This window comes from Rhizobium sullae (assembly GCF_900169785.1).
Taxonomy (GTDB): domain Bacteria; phylum Pseudomonadota; class Alphaproteobacteria; order Rhizobiales; family Rhizobiaceae; genus Rhizobium; species Rhizobium sullae.
Map to the genome: position 1 here is coordinate 1 of NZ_FWER01000087.1, position 15,957 is coordinate 15,957.

The window sequence follows — 15,957 nt, forward strand, 5'->3', positions numbered from 1 at the left end:
CACGAACTCGGCGTCATCGATCTGCGCCAATAACCGCTACCGCATATCCGTGTCCCAAAAATGCACTGAGGCCTCCAGCACCTTACCGTCATGGAAAACCTCCTGCTCGCCCGCCGCGAGGGTGGCATCAGCGTCGAGGAGGTATTCGAGCTGTTCCCGAAGCTCAAGATCCTCCAGAAGCAGAAGGCTCAGGGGCTTTCCGGTGGCGAGCGGCAGATGGTTGCCGTTGCCCGGGCACTGATGGTTCCGAGCAAGGTCATTCTTCTCGACGAGCCCTTTGAAGGTCTGGCGCCAGCCATCGTTCAGGACATCATGGAAGCAGTGGTCAAACTGCGCGACCGTGCCAGCCTGGTGATTGTCGAGCACCACGCCGAGAGCATCCTCTCGATCACCGACCGGGCCTACATCATGGTCAATGGACAGGTCGCCTACGAAGGCAGCGCCTATGACCTCGCAAACGATACCGCAACCCAGGCCCGCCTTCTGGGCGTGGCCGGCGAACACTGACAGGAAAGGACACTTTCTATGACCCAGCCATTTTACATCAGCGGTGCAACACGCATCTACCCGATTATCGGTGACCCCATTGCTCAGGTGAAATCGCCGGCGGGCATGACGGCGGCCTTCGTTGAGGCTGGCCTGAACGCTGTGGTCGTGCCGATCCAGACCTCGGTGGACGACGTCGATGATTTCATTCGCACCGCCGGCCGCACCAAGAATATCGACGGCATTATCGTGACGATCCCACACAAGTTCGTATCGCTGACGCATTGCGCCACAGCAACGGAGCGTGCGCGCATTGTCGGTTCGATCAACGTTCTCAGCCGCAACGCGGACGGTACATGGCATGGCGAGATGTTCGATGGGCTTGGAATGCTCGGCGGTATCCGCTCGCAGGGCGGCGACCCGGTCGGCAAGAAGACACTTCTGGTCGGCGCAGGCGGGGCTGGCCGAGCAATTGCCCAGGCGCTTCTGGATGCGGACGTTTCCGAACTCGCCATATTCGACGTGGACGCCAAGCGCCGTGAGGAGCTGATCACACGCCTGCAGGAGTTCTACGGTGATCGTGTCAAGGCAGGATCCAGCGATCCGACCGGTTTCGAGCTGGTGGTCAACGCAACGCCGATGGGCATGCGGCCTGAGGATCCATTCCCGGTCCAGGTCGAAAAGCTTTCGCCTGAAGCGTTTGCCGCATGTGTCATCACCGCGCCGGCCGTTTCCCCCTGGAGCGAAGCCGCGCGGAAGAAGGGATGCCGGACGAGTGTTGGCATCGACATGTACAAGGCGGAGCAGAACCTGATGCTCAAATTCTTCCTGCAGGCGCTCGGCAATGCCTCAACGGCGTCAGCCTGATGGAGAAGACCATGACTGCGGCACGGACGGTGCTGGTAACCGGCGCAAGCGGCGGCATCGGTCGCGGGGTCTGTGAAGCGCTCGCCGAGGAGGCGCGGTTGACCGGGCATTCGCTGCGGCTTGCGGTTCATGGAAGCCGCGAAAGCATGGCTCTTTCAGCCCTGGTCTCGGATCTCACGTCGGCTGACGGTGAAGGCGAGATCGAGGCGAGGGCATTCGTTGCGGACCTGACGGATGCCTGTGCCTGCAACAATCTGATCGGCCAGGTGATTGACTGGGCCGGGCGACTGGATTCGATCGTGTCGAATGCGGGGCAATCTCGGCCGGGCAAGCTGGCGAACCTGCCCGATGAAGACTGGCAGGCGACGCTGGACCTGAACCTGCGCGCCACATGGCTTCTCGCACGCGCCGCTTATCCCGCCTTGACCGAAACGCGAGGCACGATCACTGCGGTAGCCTCCATGTCTGGATTGTCGCCGCATCCCGGCTACGGTGCGTATTCGACAGCCAAGGCCGGTTTGGTCATGCTTTGTCGGCAGTTGGCTCAGGAATGGGCCGGCGATGGGATCAGGGTCAACGCCGTATGTCCCGGTATGATCAGAACGCCGCTGACGGAAACGGTCTATCAGGATGAAGACACCCGCCGAAAACGTGAAAGCCTCGTGCCGCTCGGCCGTATTGGAACGCCGCGGGATATCGGCGATGCTGTAGCTTTCCTGACCAGCGACAAGGCGAGCTATATCACCGGGGTCGCGTTGCGCATTGATGGTGGCCTTTCCGAAGGAATGCTCAACCTCATCCCCGGCCGTCCGGACAAAGTCCGTTGATGACGGCTGGGGCTGTCGCAGCATTATATCGACTGATAGCTCTTGGTTGATTTGAAGTTGAACAGTATTCCAGTTTGTAATGAAATTCCACTCATGTTGGTTGTATATCGAACTCGAGCGGGAAGGCCATGGCCTGCCGAGCCGGGAGGAGAGGTAAGATAGATGACGAGACTATACGCGCTAGCCTTCTTGACTGTTGCGGATGTCGGGCCTGTCGAGGCTATCCGCATCGCGGGCGAGGCCGGATTTGACCGTGTCGGCCTTCGGATATTGCCAGCCGCTGCATCGGGAGAGGGGCCATATCCGCTTCTCACCGACAAGGCGTTGTTGGCCGAAGCACGCAGGGCGATTGCGGATAGCGGTATCCGGGTCGGAGACGTGGAGATCGTTCGACTGAAACCGCAGACAAAAGCCGATGAATTCGTGCCGTTCCTTGAATGTGCGGCAGCGCTTGGCGCGTCGAACATCCTCGTGGCAGGGGACGACCCGGAACAGGCGCGGCTGACGGAAAACTTTGCCGCCTTTGCTGCGCTCGCATCGAAATATCGGTTGACGGCAGATCTCGAATTCATGCCGTGGACCGCCGTACAAGATGCCACCCAGGCGATTGCCGTCGTCGAGGCCGCCGCAGAGCCGAACGGTGGCGTTCTGGCCGATGCTCTTCATTGGGACCGGTCCGGGAGAAAAGCGAGCGATCTTGACGCCATTCCGACGCGCTGTGTCAATTATATACAGCTCTGCGACGCGGCAAAGGACTACGATCCGAGCGACGAAGCTCTTATCCGTGTGGCGAGGGGAGAGCGCATGATGCCCGGCGCCGGAGGAATTGATCTCGTATCCTTCATCCGCTCGATGCCGGCAGAAGCGCCTATCAGCGTCGAGGTTGCCTCCCGTGAACTTGCAGCGCTCCACACGCCCGCGCAACGGGCTGCCATGGCGTTGAAGACCGCGCGCGATGTGGTTGCCCGCGCAGGGCATGGCCGATAGCGGCCGCGATTTTTGTCGACCCGCCGTCTGTCGAGGAAAACGGTGGTTCATGGAACGCAAAACTGCAGGAGGAGACAGTGCGTGTCATCAAATCCGTTGCGAACGGCGACAGCGGCAAATTCACATTTGGGCGGCTATCCGCTTCGGGAGCGGTCGTTCCGGCGACATTCTGTCCATTGCTTGCGACAGCAGCGTCCGGTGCCCCGCGGCACGCGGCTGCCATCTGATAAGGGCTGAGGAGCCGAACATGCCAGATGTCGATCATGTCGCGAACGGCAGGCCCGCCGAGGGCCGACAGCGCCTTCGATGCGATGTCCTGGTCATCGGGTCGGGAGCCGGCGGTTTATCGGCGGCAGTCACGGCCGCCCACCTGGGTATGAAGGTCGTGGTGCTGGAAAAAGCAGACGTCTTCGGCGGTACCACTGCTTATTCGGGCGGATGGCTCTGGGTGCCGAATGCGCCGCATGCGATAGCGGCCGGCAGGGGTGAGGATGTGGATGGCCCTAAGACCTATCTGCGCCACATCCTCGGCAATGCCTATGACAGCGGGATGATCGAGGGATACCTGGAGGCCGCGCCCCGTATGCTGGATTTCTTCGAGCGCGAAACAGAAGTCCATTTCAATCCGGGAAGCGGCGTGCCTGACTTCTATGGCAATGTGCCGGGGGCGGCGACCGGGTGGCGCTCGGTCGTTGCGGCACCTTATGACGGCCGCCTGCTCGGCGGCTTGCTCGGCCGCCTGCGCCGGCCCATTGCCGAGACAACTTTGATGGGCATGGGAATAGCGGCTGGCCAGGACATGCGCATGTTCCTTTCGGCCACCCGCTCGCTGTCGGCCTTCACCTATGTTTCGCGTCGCCTTGTGAAGCATTTCCGCGACCTCCTTTTTCATGGCCAGCCGGTGCAGCTCATGAATGGCAATGCTCTTGTTGCCCGGCTACTGCGATCCGCGGTCGATGCGGGTGTGGAGCTTCGAACCGGCGCGGCGGTGTGCGAATTGCTGCGGGATGGACAGCGCGTTGTCGGCGCTGCCTTCACGAGCGGAGAAATCCGACACGATATCGTCGCGGGACATGGCGTGGTGCTGGCGACCGGTGGCTTCCCGCATGACGAACGCCGTCTTCGGGAGCAGTTGCCGCACGTCCGATCCGGAACGCCGCACCGGTCCGCAGCACCTGAGACCAATAGCGGCGATGGCATCCGGCTTGCGGAGGCGGCGGGTGGACACGTGTCCGGCCGGATGGCGCAGGCTGCGGCCTATGCACCGGTATCGCTGGTGCCGCGCACCGACGGAAGCGTCGGCCGCTTTCCGCATCTGGTCGAGCGCGGCAAGCCCGGCATCATAGCAGTAATGGCCTCCGGTCGTCGGTTCGTCGATGAGGGCGGCCCCTATTATGATTACGTCAGGGAGATGATTGCCGCGACGCCCGAAGGTGAGCCGGCCGTTTCGTGGCTGATCTGCGATCATCGTTTCATCCGCCGCTACGGCCTGGGCGCAGTCAAGCCTTTCCCGATACCGATGGGACGCTGGCTGAGAAATGGCTATCTCACGCGGGCCGCGACTGTACCGAAGCTGGCGAGCCGCTGCGGTATTGATCCGACCGGCCTTCAGCGCACCATCGACGATTTCAACAGGCATGCCGCGCGCGGCGACGACCCCGCCTTTCATCGCGGGACAACGCCCTACCAACGCGTTCAGGGCGACCCGGACCACAAGCCCAATCCGTGCCTTGCTCCGATCGTCGACGGACCGTTCTACGCTGTGCGCATTGTTCCCGGCAGCCTCGGCACTTTCTCCGGCATCGTTACCGATGTCGATGCGCGGGTTCTGGACGGGGAGGGGCAGCCGATCCCGGGCCTCTATGCGGCGGGCAACGACATGAACAGCATCATGGGCGGCTATTATCCGAGTGGCGGCATCACGCTTGGTCCGGCCATGACATTCGGATTTCTGGCTGCCGAAAGCATCGCGCGCGATGCGGCGGAACATCAAGATCATGGGAGCAAGGAAAATGCGGTCTGAATTCGGGCAGGATACCGAAGAGGTCGATCTGCTGGTTTGCGGAGCAGGGGCGGGCGGCATGACGGCGGCACTGGTTGCGGCGCTGGAAGGATTGAGCGTTGTTCTGTGCGAGAAAACCGGGCAGGTCGGTGGCACAACATCGACATCTGGCGGGACTGCCTGGGTTCCCGGTACGCATCTTTCCGAGCGAGCCGGTGTTCCGGACAGGGTAGAGGATGCGCGAGAATTTCTTCAGGCGGTCGTCGCAAATCGAGGCGGTATCCGGCTGCGCGAGGCATTTCTTGCGTCCGGTCGCCAGGCAATCGAGGAGCTCGACAGACGGACTGATGTGAAATTCGCCGCGGCGGCCGCTCATCCCGATTATCTTGATGGACCGGGGTCGGCTTATGGTGGCCGCGCGCTCGCTCCGTTGACCTTTGACGGCAGGCTGCTCAGTCGCGAGGATTTTGCACGCGTGCGTCCGCCGCGTCCGGAATTCATGGGCCTTGGTGGCATGATGGTCGGACGCGCGGAACTTGGGTCGCTTCTGGCGCCGTTCAAATCGATCGGCAATCTGCGCGAGGCGCTTTCCATCGTCGGACGATATGCCCGCGATCGTGCGACTTACCGGCGCGGCACGCGGCTCTTGATGGGAAACGCGCTGGTGGGGCGGTTACTGCACAGCTTGCGCAAGGCCAAAGTACCCATTCTCTTCAACGCGGGCATCCGGGAACTGCTTGTCGAACACGGCCAGGTCGTCGGTGCCGTCATTGACGGGCCTTCGGGCGTTCGTCGCATTCGCGCTCGCAAGGGTGTTGTCCTGGCGACTGGCGGCGTCTGCTGGAATAAGAGGATCCGGGAAAGGCTGTTTCCGAAGGGCGCGCGCGATTACGCGCTCGCTCCGGAAAGCAATACCGGCGATGGCGCGGATGTCGCCACGGCCGTCGGCGCTCGTTTCGAGGATGGGGGCGACAGCCCGGCGCTGTGGATGCCATGCTCATCCTACCGGCGGCCGGACGGGCGACTTGCGGTCTGGCCTCACATCATTCTCGACCGTGCCAAGCCTGGCCTGCTGGCCGTCAATTCCGCGGGCCGGCGCTTCGTCAACGAGGCCGACTCCTATCATGATTTCTCGATGGGCCAGATCGCCAGCGGTTCGATACCCGCCTTTCTTGTCTGCGATGCAACGTTCATGCAGCGTTATGGCCTCGGATTGGTCTTGCCGGGAGCGCGCAACCTCTCCGCCATGGTGAAGGCTGGTTACGTGATCGAGGCTGCGACCCTTGCCGCACTTGCCGGCAGGATCGGTTGCGATGCCTTGGCTCTCAAGGAGACCATCGATACCTACAATGGATTTGCCGCAAGCGGTGTGGACGAAGCGTTCGGGCGCGGGTCATCGATCGTCAACCGTTTCAACGGCGATGCGCAGGCCGGCGGCAATCCCTGCCTCGCGCCCGTCGGGAAGGCTCCCTTCTATGCGGTCGCCGTTCAGCCCTCCGATCTCGCGTCGAGCGCCGGGCTCTCTGGTGACGAATACGGGCGCGTTCTCGATGAGGCTGGCGAACCGATCGAGGGTCTCTACGCTTGCGGCAACGATCTCGCATCGATCTTTCGCGGAACATATCCCGGTCCCGGAACCACTATCGGGCCGGCTATCGTCTTCGGTTGGCGTGTCGCCAAGCACGCTTCCGGTAATACCAAGGACCTCTCGGGAACAAAACCCGGCATCGTGACGAATGAAAGGACCAGCCATGCAACGTTATGAGATAGCGACACTGTCCACGACGATGGGAGCGGCCGGAAAGGCAGCGCCTGCCATCGAAGCCTTTGCGAGTGAAGGAAAGGGTCGTCTGCTCGGCATCTTCTTTGCCGATATCGGTGCGTTGAACCGCGTGCTTGTGCTGCGCGGTTTCGATACGCCGGCCGACTACGATGCGGAACGTGACCGCACGCTGCGCGCGTCCAATCCCTTCGGTTCGGCCGAATGGCTGACGGCACTCAGCCTGGAAGGCTACGAACCGTTTCCCTTTCTCCCGCCGGTCGAGACCGGCACTTTCGGGCCTGCCTACGAATTCCGCACCTATATCCTTAAGACGGGCGGACTGGAGCCGACAATCCGTGCCTGGGAGGCGGCGGTTCCGCCACGCAGCGAACTGTCCAAACTGACCATCTGCCTCTATGGCATCGATGGCCGGCCGCGCATGACGCATATCTGGCCCTATGCATCCGTCAACGACCGCGGCCAGATCCGCGCGGATTCCGTCGCCAAGGGCATATGGCCACCGAAAGGCGGCCCGGACTGGCTGACCACCGACATGCATTCCACCATCGCCTACCCAACGGCAAACTCTCCATTGAAGTAACCGCCATTGGATCCGTCGCTCCGGCTTGGCTTCTTGGCGGGGCGATTTGAAACTGCTGACTATGCTGATGTTTGAGAATGAACTATCACACACTAACCATGCAAATACAGTTAGTCGCTGAGGGTCTGATGTGGCTTATGGTGGTAACTGTTCCATGCGATCGTCGCCTGGAGCGGAATTCGGTGGATTGGGATATGCAGATCAGTTCCATAAATCTGCTTATGCGATATGTTATAACATAACGTTGGATATAGCAACTCGAACGCGGCCCTCCTCATTCGAGCAGCTGGTGGATACACCGGCATGGACATCTGCTGCGCTCAGTGCTCGAAGCCCACGTCGATGTGATCAACCCCGCGAACAATGACGACTGTCTCAACGTCATGGTGGCTGCGTACCACAAGGAATGGATCAAGCTCGCGGATGATGGCGTAAAGGGCCCGGTGACATCATAGCTCGATTTTTTGGCCACCAAACCGAACATTTAGGGAACGGCGCGTAGCGGGGTCGAGGCGCTGGCTCTGTCCTGCGCGACGACGCGGCTGATGGTTGCGCGATGGACGCGGAATATTCTGGCAATGTCGGCGGCACTTCTGCCGGCGTCAAGCATGGCTCGGACCTCGATCTTCTGATCGGACGTGAGCTTGGGTTGACGACCACCAACGCGGCCATGCGCGCGGGCATTCTTCAGGCCGGCCTGGGTACGCTCTTTGACCATGGCGCGCTCAAATTCTGCAAAGGAGCCAAGCATTTGCATCATCATTCGGCCGGCCGGGCCGGCAGTCTCGATCGCTTCGGTCAGAGAGCGGAACGCGGCGCCAGCTTTGTCGAGCTGTTCCAGGACATGAAGCAGATCCTTGAGGGAGCGCGACAGTCGATCGAGCTTCCAGACCACCAGGACGTCGCCGGCGCGCACCTGGTCGAGAAGCCGATGGAGTTCCGGCCTGTCCCAACGACCACCCGAGGCCTTCTCCTCGAACACACGTTCGCACCCGGCGGCCTTGAGAGCCGCGACCTGGGCGGCGGTGTCCTGGTCGTCTGCTTTGGAGACCCTCGCATAGCCCAGAATCATCGCACAAACCTGTTGCCTTGACGTTTAATTTGGCAACAGGTTTTCGCCCATGCCAAACCCTTGATTTTTGGTGAGCCGCCGGAACGTAGCCGCCGATAGCACACTGCTTTACGCTGCAAGAGCGGGCTCGAACGCAATGCGCTGCTCCATGTCCGGATCGAACTCGCCATATGGATTGACGTGGCCATAGATCATCGGCGTCAACCCTCGCCAATCTTCCTCCGTCATCCGGCCCGCCCAAGCCGGCTCCGAGAGGATCTGCTGCAACATCAGGATATTCACATAGACCAGACAGTTCTGCAGCAAATGCAGGCCCAGCACCGAGAGCTCCTGATCCTCCAGGCGGTTGCTCGATATCTCACCGCCCTTGCCGAAAAAGATAAAGCCGTTGGCGCTGTTCCAGTTCTCGACCACGTTCAATCCTTCGTGGATCTCACGACGGAACGCTTCCTCGGCCAGATAGCGGCACAGGAATATGGTTTTGACGGCGCGTCCGAGCTCGGACAACGCATCATAGGTCGGGTGCTTGACGGCCGCCCGGGCAAACCGGCGCAGGATCGCCTCCGGCTCGGCGGTCCGGCTGCGGAGCGCGGCCGTGTATTTGATCATCTGATCGTACTGCTTCTCGATCAGCTCCCAATCTATTGTCTTGGTCAGGGTCGCTTCAGTCTTCTGATTGTCAAAATCTCGCGCTTTGAGTTTGGGCCCGATCACAGCCTTCCATCGACCCATCTGGGTCTCAGCGCGACTGCGCTTGTTTAGCCGGTGGATTTCTGCCATGCCATCCGCCCTTTGGTCTGCATTTCTGCAATATGGCGATCGCGGACAGATGGAACCAGCACCGATTGAGGGCTGGCAACGGCAGTCTTGGGAGGTGGGATAATGACCTCCACGATCTCACCAAAGCGTGTCGCCAGAAGATCTCGGCTTGGCGTTCCATCATAGGCACCGTCGGCAATGAACTTCTCGACGGCGCCACCGATCTGGTCCAGAAGTCCTGGTAACGCTGTCGGATCGCCGACATCAGCCACGGTCAGATCGGAACAAACAATCTCACCGCTGACAAGATTGAGACCAAGGTGCAGTTTGCGCCATCTTTTGCGTTTGGCCTTGGTTTTGTGCTTGTTTTCCAGCCACTCGCCCTCGCCGAAGACCTTCAAGCCGGTGCTGTCGACAACCAGATCGACCGGACCTGATGTTGTGGCTCGGGACTTTGTCGACGGCAACGCCAGCCCTTTGCTCCGGCGAGACAGGGTGGAGAAGTCAGGCACGGCAATATCGAACCCCATCAGCGCCGCGACACTGCGCATCAAGCCTTGGGTCTGGCGTAGCGCCAGCCCGTAGACGACGCGCAGGGTCAAGCACAACGTAATCGCCAGATCCGAGTATTTCGGCTGACCACCCCGCGATGTCCGCCTCCGCGCCGTCCATAAAGACAGGGCCTCATCCTTCACCCAGATGGTCAAATCACCACGTTGACGCAGGCTTTCATTATATGCCGGCCAATTCGTCACTTGATATTTCTGCTTGGCAATCTTGTCCCGCCGATCGGCATTGAACGTGTGCGGCATCGTCGAAATCCGGATCAGGAGACTGAAAACAACCGCTCAATATTAGTCGCCGGGTGATCCACGCAACAACGCCCAATTCCACGGTGTAGATCCCCTTGTCCCTCCTGCGTTCAGTGCAGAAGGAAGATAGGTGGCCGGGTTCTACTCCGCCCCTACGGCGAGATTATCGCGCCGTTACCGTGGCCGACTTTTGCACCGGCGCTCTCAAACGTTATCTTCATCTGGTTCACTCGCCGGAGTTTCAGCTTGTACACGGCGCACCTGAACATCAGTCCGGCGTCTGATCCTTTCGTCTGGTCACCTCCTCAACTCCGATGTCTTCTGTCGCAATTGCGAAGGGGTAGGCGAAGGGAATCGGGTTCGCAGGATCGCGCCGTCGGCAATCGGCGCACCCGGCAGCCTTCGCCGGCGCTGTCTATCCTGCACGTGACGAGAAAGGGGCTGGCCGAAGACGAACAGGCCGGCATCTGCGATCCACGCTGATGCCGGCCGAGATGGGCGGAACTTGGCAGGGGAAAAAGCTATCCGTGGATATAGGCAGCGGACAGCGGTCCGAGCTGCGCCGAGATCTGTCGCCACCTCGCCGGCTGCGCGCCGGTGCGGGAAATCATCGCTTCGATCAAGCCGGTCGATACCGCATGCTTCAGTTTGGGGTCACCGCTTCGCATGCCGAGCTCGATCAGCTCGAATACCCTCTGGCGGTCTTCAAGCGATGAAAAACGCTCGGCGATCAGCCATCCCATATCCGAATAGAGGGCGTGCATGGCGGAGAGATCGATCGGCTGGCCGGTTGTCGATCCTGCTTCCAGGGCCGGCGCCCCAGGTATGTTCTGCGTCAGTTCGGATGTGATTGTGCTGGTATCCATCGATGTCGTTCCTTGTCCTGCTGAAATCGTTTGGCGCGGCCGTTGGCCGTCAGTCCGGACGAAAGGCAGAAACGTTGTCACTGGTGATCCAGGTTGGCCCTTCGCCACGTCCGCTGACGAGCCACGCCAGGCTGACCCCGAGCGCTTCGGCAATCATCACGAGGCGGTCGGGGAAGGGAGCGTCACGATCGTTTTCCCAGTCGATCCAGGTGCCTGCCGCGATGCCGATTGCGAGGGAGGCGGCTTCGACCGACAGGCCGTTCGCGTCGCGCCCCAGCGATATCCGGCCGCCGATGGTGTCGTCAGTCGTGTAGAACGTGTCCGGGCTGTCGATATACAACTGTCGCTCCTGCTCGATCTTGCGAAGATGCTCACCAGCACGATGGTGCTGGGGAGCATGATGTCGGAGATCAGCCTTCCTCGCCGATCCAGCTCTTCACCTGGTCGGGGTGGTCGGCAATGTACTTGTCGACTGCTTCATCATAGGAGCTCTGCTGCGCGGTAAACATCGCCGCTTCCAGATCGGGAATCGGCAGCTTCATGCGCGACAGGAAGTCGGCAACCTTGGGATTTTCCGACTTGAAGTCCTTGCGCGCCAGAATGTCGACGTGCTCGGCTTCACCCAGCGACTTTTTCGGGTCGTCGAGGTAGCGCAGCTGGTGCTTGCCGAACATCCAGTGCGGGCTCCAGGCGGTGGCCACGAACCACTTTTCGCCGCGCACGGCGCGATCGACGGTGGTCAGCATGCCGGCTTCGCTGGAGATCTGCAGCTTGTAGCCGCCCAGCCCGTAATCCTTCTCGGCCTTCTCCGACAGGCGCGTTAGGCCGGCGCCGGGGTCGATGCCCTGGATGGTGCCGGAGAGCTTCTTCTGGACGTCTTCCTTCTTGAGATCCTCGATCGAGCCGATCTGGTCTGCGGGAATGTAGTCCGGGACGACCCAGCCGAGCTTGGCGCCGTCATAGACGGTGCCGAGCGTCTCGACCTTCTCCTTGACCTTGGCATAATAGTCCGCATGGGTCTGCGGCAGCCAGGCCATCATCATCGCATCGAGATCGCCGCGGCCGACACCCTGGTAGAGCGGCGCCACGTCTGCCTGCACAAGCTCGACCTTCTGGTTGAGCTTGGTCTCGATCAGCCTGGCAGCGAGCTTAGTGACGAATTCGGCGTCGGACCATGCGGCCCAGCCGATCTTCACCGGCTTGGCATCCGCAGCCATGGTCGCTGTGACGGTGCCAACGAGAAGGGCGGCGGCGAGGCCGAGGGTTGCGAGTGTTTTGAACATATGTGCTCCTTTTGTGAAGGTTCGCATTAGACGGGTCGTTGCCCGCATTGGTCTGACGCGGGGATCAGGCGGTAGCGGTCGCCAGTTCCTCGCGCTCGGTCTTGCGGAACAGTCCCAGCCAGAAGGCGGCGCGGGGTTTTCCGAGGCTCTGGGTGATCCGGTCGAGAATGACGGCCAGGATGACAACGGCGATACCGCCTTCGAAGCCGGTGCCGACATCGAGACGCTGGATGCCCGTCAGTACCGTGTTGCCGATGCCACCGGCACCGATCATCGAGGCGATCACCACCATCGACAGCGACAACATGATCGTCTGGTTGATGCCGGCCATGATCGAGGGCAGGGCATTCGGCAACTGCACCTTGAAGAGCAACTGCGTAGCGGTGCAGCCGAAGGCATTGCCGGCCTCGATGAATTCGCCATCCACCTGGCGGATGCCGAGATTGGTGAGGCGGGCCACCGGTGGCATCGAGAAGATCACCGTGGCGATCGCGCCGGGTACGGCACCGAGGCCGAAGAACATCGCGGCCGGGATCAGGTAGACGAAGGCCGGCATGGTCTGCATCAGGTCCAGAACAGGGCGCACGAAGGCGGCGACGGAATCCTTGCGCGCCATGGAGATGCCGAGCGGCAGGCCGACCAGCATGGCGATCAGCGTCGAGGCGATCACCAGCGATAGCGTCTCCATCATCGGGCCCCAGAGGGCGATGTGATTGACGAGCAGCAGGCCGAGCGCGGTGAACACCGCAAAGCCGATGCCGACACGCCAGAGCGACAGGATCACGAAGATCGCGATGCCGACAGGCATGGGGATAGCCAGCAGGGCATTCTGGATGCCATCCGTGACGAAGCCGATGGTCGCGGCGATGGCGTCCAGCAGCGGTGAGAAATTGTCGAGGACGTAATTGACGGCAGCGTCGATGCCGTTTCCGATATCGAAGTTCATAGTATATCCGATGTGTTTGGGGTCAGCTGGCGCGATCGAGCGTTTCGAGCAGCGCCGACTTGCTGATGGAGCCGATATAGCGGTTGCGATCGCAGACGACGGGTACCGGCCATGGGCTGGCGGCGACCTTGCCGAGCACGTTCGACAAAGGCTCGGAAGCCGGAATGGCCTGGATCTCGGTCAGGAAAGCGCCGCGATAGGGGTCGGCTGCCTTGGCCCGCATCTTCTCGATCAGCGAAGTTTGGCTGATCATGCCGTGATAGGTCTTGTCGCGGCCGAGGATGATCGCGTATTCACGATCGTAATTCTTCATTCGCTCGAGCGCTGCGGCAGCGGACACGCCTTCGCGCTCGATGATCGTCACCTGCGACTTGCGGGCAACATCGCCGGCCTTGAAGACATGGGCGACATCGACATTGCGGAAGAACGAGCGAACATAGTCGTTGGCCGGCTGGGTGACGATTTCGTCGGGCGTGCCGACCTGCACGACATTGCCGTTCTGCATGATGCAGATCCGGTCGCCGATGCGCATCGCCTCGTCGAGATCGTGGCTGACGAAAACGATGGTGCGGCTGTGTTCCGACTGCAGGCGAACCAGTTCGTCCTGCATTTCCGTGCGGATCAGCGGGTCGAGGGCCGAGAAGGCTTCGTCCATCAGCAGGATCGTCGGCTCGCTGGCCAGTGCGCGGGCGAGGCCGACGCGCTGCTTCATGCCACCGGAGAGCTGGTCCGGGCGGCTGTCGGCATAGCCATCGAGGCCGACAGCCTTCAGCGCCGCCAGTGCCTTCTGCTTGCGGCCGGCCTCGCCGACACCGGCGACTTCGAGACCGAAGGCGGCGTTGTTGAGGACCGTGCGGTTCGGCAGCAGTGCAACGGATTGGAAGACCATGCTGATGTCGCGGCGGCGAAGCGCGATCAGCTCGCTGCGCGACATGCCGGTGATGTCGCGGCCATCGATCTCGATCGATCCGGAACTCGGTTCGATCAGTCGGTTGAGAAGGCGCAGCAGCGTTGATTTGCCGGAGCCCGACAGGCCCATGATCACGAATATCTCGCCGGCACGAATATCGAAACTGGCGTCGTTGACGCCGATCGAGCAGCCCGTTGCTGCATGAATTTCAGACTTGGTCTTTCCGGCCCGCAGTAGTGCGAAGGCTTTTTTCGGATGCTCGCCGAAGACTTTGTAGATGTTCTTGAGGCTGATCTTGGTCGTTGCCGATTGTGTCGGCGCGTCTTTTTCAGTTGCAGAATTCATATAATTTGGGCGCCGAGCTCAAGAGGCCAGGCATTCTCCTTTTTTAGCCGATGCTTGTCGAGACGACAGTATCTGCTGCGCACTTCCAAGTGTCGGCTGTATTTTCAACGTAGCAAAGCGCTATTGATTTAATCACTTATCTGGCCATCCAAGTATGGCTCTGTCATCATGGCAATCATCGACAGTAACGTCTGCGTTCGGCGCTTCATGTTCCTTCGAAACCAGCGCTTCGGCGGAGAAGTTGAACGTTATGTAGGTGGATATACGCTCGATGTCCATAAAAAAATGAAATTTATTGCCCGCGGGTCATTGTGATGGCGCAAAAATAGGCCGTTTTGGGCTTCTGCGACCCTGGCGTTGTGGGAGGCTTCGGGTGCATCCAGCGCTGGGTTGCGAAACGCGTGTGTCGCAAAGCGGTCGGCCGAACGCGTTGAGCTGAAATACGTTCTGCTCTTCACGCCTTATTGCCTTTTGAAGTCCGAAGAGACGCGCGAGCAGATCGTTCTGATCATTGACGGTCCACTCTCCGGAGAAGCCAAACCCTTTTCGCAGCCACAGTATCGCTTCGAACCCTGCGATAGTTCGACGCGCGGTTTTGAAGGATTGGAATCCGCCGATCTTCGGCAGGCATCGTAAGCTTAACGGATGAAAGGCCAGCGAAAGACGCCATCCGCAGATATCTCTCATGCTCAGGCAATTTTCGCCCACACGCTCATCGCCGCCGTGCGCAGTTCGCGATGGTGGCCGGAGGAGATGTCGTGGCGCGGGATTTGAAATAGGTTGGCGATCGGATCATGGATGGAGACGAAGCGTTGTAGATGTCGCTGTGACTTGAAGCACTTCATGATCCGCTCTCGCCGCCGGACTGGTTGGTGAGAATTCTCCGCCCGATTATCAACCCTTTGTGGAAGCGATGCTCGACACCCTGCATGATCTCTCGCTTTGCTGCGCCGTAGGACTGCAGCTTGTCGGTGATCATCGCACGCGGCGACCGTCCCTGACCCTTCAAGAGCTTGCACATCAGGCGCTTGGCGGCCTTTGCATTTCGGCGGCTTTGTACGAGAACCTCCAAGACGAAACCGTCCTGATCAACTGCGCGCCACAGCCAATGCTTCTTGCCGCGGATTGAAACAACGGCATCATCGAGATGCCACTTGTCCCCAAGCCAACCGGATGATCGACGACGGATCTCGTTGGCAAAGGTGCGGCCGAATTTCTCCGCCCACAGCCGGACGGTCTGGTGCGAGACAATGATCCCACGGGCAGCCAGCAAGTCCTCGACCATTCGCAGGCTCAGAGGGAAACGGAAATAGAGCCACACGGCGTGGGCAATAACTTCAGCGGGAAAGCGATGTCGACGATAGAGTGGATCACGGTCTGTCATCAACCTTCATCGCACATCGAATTCCACATTCCGTTAAGTTGACGATGC

At 60.6% G+C, this 15,957-nt stretch carries 15 protein-coding genes and 3 pseudogenes; 8 read left to right on the forward strand and 10 right to left on the reverse strand.

The genetic code is table 11. The features are described 5' to 3' along the window. Nucleotides 1-90 precede the first annotated feature (90 nt). The 7 genes from BN1800_RS36895 (at nucleotide 91) to BN1800_RS36925 (ending at nucleotide 7,532) form a co-directional block, all read left to right on the forward strand. Nucleotides 91-507 (forward strand): ATP-binding cassette domain-containing protein, encoded by a 417-nt coding sequence (locus BN1800_RS36895; RefSeq protein WP_087005495.1) that lies wholly within the window; start codon nucleotides 91-93, stop codon nucleotides 505-507. 18 nt (nucleotides 508-525) lie between these two features. Continuing rightward, a complete protein-coding gene (locus tag BN1800_RS36900; protein ID WP_087005498.1) occupies nucleotides 526-1,353 on the forward strand; it encodes a shikimate dehydrogenase family protein in 828 nt (275 codons plus the stop codon). An 11-nt stretch (nucleotides 1,354-1,364) separates the two neighbouring features. Next, nucleotides 1,365-2,180 carry an SDR family NAD(P)-dependent oxidoreductase gene (locus BN1800_RS36905; RefSeq protein ID WP_087005502.1) on the forward strand — a complete coding sequence of 272 codons (816 nt, stop codon included), beginning with the start codon at nucleotides 1,365-1,367 and terminating at the stop codon, nucleotides 2,178-2,180. A gap of 162 nt (nucleotides 2,181-2,342) precedes the next feature. After that, nucleotides 2,343-3,167, forward strand: a complete 825-nt coding sequence (locus BN1800_RS36910) for a sugar phosphate isomerase/epimerase family protein (protein WP_027513126.1) — start codon at nucleotides 2,343-2,345, stop codon at nucleotides 3,165-3,167. 247 nt (nucleotides 3,168-3,414) lie between these two features. Continuing rightward, nucleotides 3,415-5,190, forward strand: a complete 1,776-nt coding sequence (locus BN1800_RS36915) for an FAD-dependent oxidoreductase (RefSeq protein WP_051336811.1) — start codon at nucleotides 3,415-3,417, stop codon at nucleotides 5,188-5,190. After that, the gene (locus BN1800_RS36920; RefSeq protein WP_051336812.1) at nucleotides 5,180-6,934 is read left to right on the forward strand and encodes an FAD-dependent oxidoreductase; all 1,755 of its coding nucleotides are present in this window, start codon (nucleotides 5,180-5,182) and stop codon (nucleotides 6,932-6,934) included. Before BN1800_RS36915 ends, BN1800_RS36920 begins: the two co-directional genes overlap by 11 nt. Further along, nucleotides 6,921-7,532: an NIPSNAP family protein gene (locus BN1800_RS36925; RefSeq protein WP_027513127.1), complete on the forward strand. Its 612-nt coding sequence runs from the start codon at nucleotides 6,921-6,923 to the stop codon at nucleotides 7,530-7,532. The genes BN1800_RS36920 and BN1800_RS36925 overlap by 14 nt, the downstream gene beginning before the upstream one ends. A gap of 484 nt (nucleotides 7,533-8,016) precedes the next feature. Here BN1800_RS36925 and BN1800_RS36930 read toward each other — a convergent pair whose 3' ends face one another. The 8 genes and pseudogenes from BN1800_RS36930 to proV all read right to left on the reverse strand — a co-directional run bounded on the left by BN1800_RS36930 (nucleotide 8,017) and on the right by proV (nucleotide 14,525). Beyond that, nucleotides 8,017-8,604, reverse strand: a complete 588-nt coding sequence (locus tag BN1800_RS36930) for a recombinase family protein (protein ID WP_027513128.1) — start codon at nucleotides 8,602-8,604, stop codon at nucleotides 8,017-8,019. Nucleotides 8,605-8,712: 108 nt separating this feature from the next. Then, a pseudogene (locus BN1800_RS36935) lies at nucleotides 8,713-9,261 on the reverse strand (Tn3 family transposase); the annotation flags it as partial. 101 nt (nucleotides 9,262-9,362) lie between these two features. Beyond that, complete coding sequence (locus BN1800_RS36940; RefSeq protein ID WP_084606678.1) at nucleotides 9,363-10,175, reverse strand: IS5 family transposase; 813 nt, start codon at nucleotides 10,173-10,175, stop codon at nucleotides 9,363-9,365. A gap of 521 nt (nucleotides 10,176-10,696) precedes the next feature. Continuing rightward, nucleotides 10,697-11,041, reverse strand: coding sequence for a DUF7674 family protein (locus BN1800_RS36945; RefSeq protein WP_018496485.1), 345 nt, complete (start codon nucleotides 11,039-11,041; stop codon nucleotides 10,697-10,699). Nucleotides 11,042-11,090: 49 nt separating this feature from the next. Then, entirely contained in the window at nucleotides 11,091-11,381 is a 291-nt protein-coding gene (locus BN1800_RS36950) for a helix-turn-helix domain-containing protein (protein WP_027513129.1), read from the reverse strand. Between the two features lie 70 nt (nucleotides 11,382-11,451). Then, complete coding sequence (locus BN1800_RS36955) at nucleotides 11,452-12,324, reverse strand: glycine betaine ABC transporter substrate-binding protein (protein WP_027513130.1); 873 nt, start codon at nucleotides 12,322-12,324, stop codon at nucleotides 11,452-11,454. A gap of 64 nt (nucleotides 12,325-12,388) precedes the next feature. Continuing rightward, complete coding sequence (locus tag BN1800_RS36960) at nucleotides 12,389-13,270, reverse strand: ABC transporter permease (RefSeq protein WP_011654140.1); 882 nt, start codon at nucleotides 13,268-13,270, stop codon at nucleotides 12,389-12,391. A gap of 22 nt (nucleotides 13,271-13,292) precedes the next feature. Next, the gene (gene proV / locus BN1800_RS36965) at nucleotides 13,293-14,525 is read right to left on the reverse strand and encodes a glycine betaine/L-proline ABC transporter ATP-binding protein ProV (protein ID WP_027513131.1); all 1,233 of its coding nucleotides are present in this window, start codon (nucleotides 14,523-14,525) and stop codon (nucleotides 13,293-13,295) included. A gap of 168 nt (nucleotides 14,526-14,693) precedes the next feature. On the opposite strand from proV, the gene BN1800_RS41830 reads away from it, so the two are divergent. Further along, on the forward strand, nucleotides 14,694-14,840 hold the full coding sequence (locus tag BN1800_RS41830) for a hypothetical protein (protein WP_156915366.1): 147 nt from the start codon (nucleotides 14,694-14,696) through the stop codon (nucleotides 14,838-14,840). A gap of 153 nt (nucleotides 14,841-14,993) precedes the next feature. Here the strand turns inward: BN1800_RS41830 and BN1800_RS36970 are convergent. Together BN1800_RS36970 and BN1800_RS36975 are read right to left on the reverse strand one after the other, a co-directional pair. Continuing rightward, nucleotides 14,994-15,152: pseudogene (locus BN1800_RS36970) on the reverse strand (IS6 family transposase); the annotation flags it as partial. 62 nt (nucleotides 15,153-15,214) lie between these two features. After that, nucleotides 15,215-15,912: pseudogene (locus BN1800_RS36975) on the reverse strand (IS6 family transposase). Between the last annotated feature and the right edge of the window lie 45 nt (nucleotides 15,913-15,957).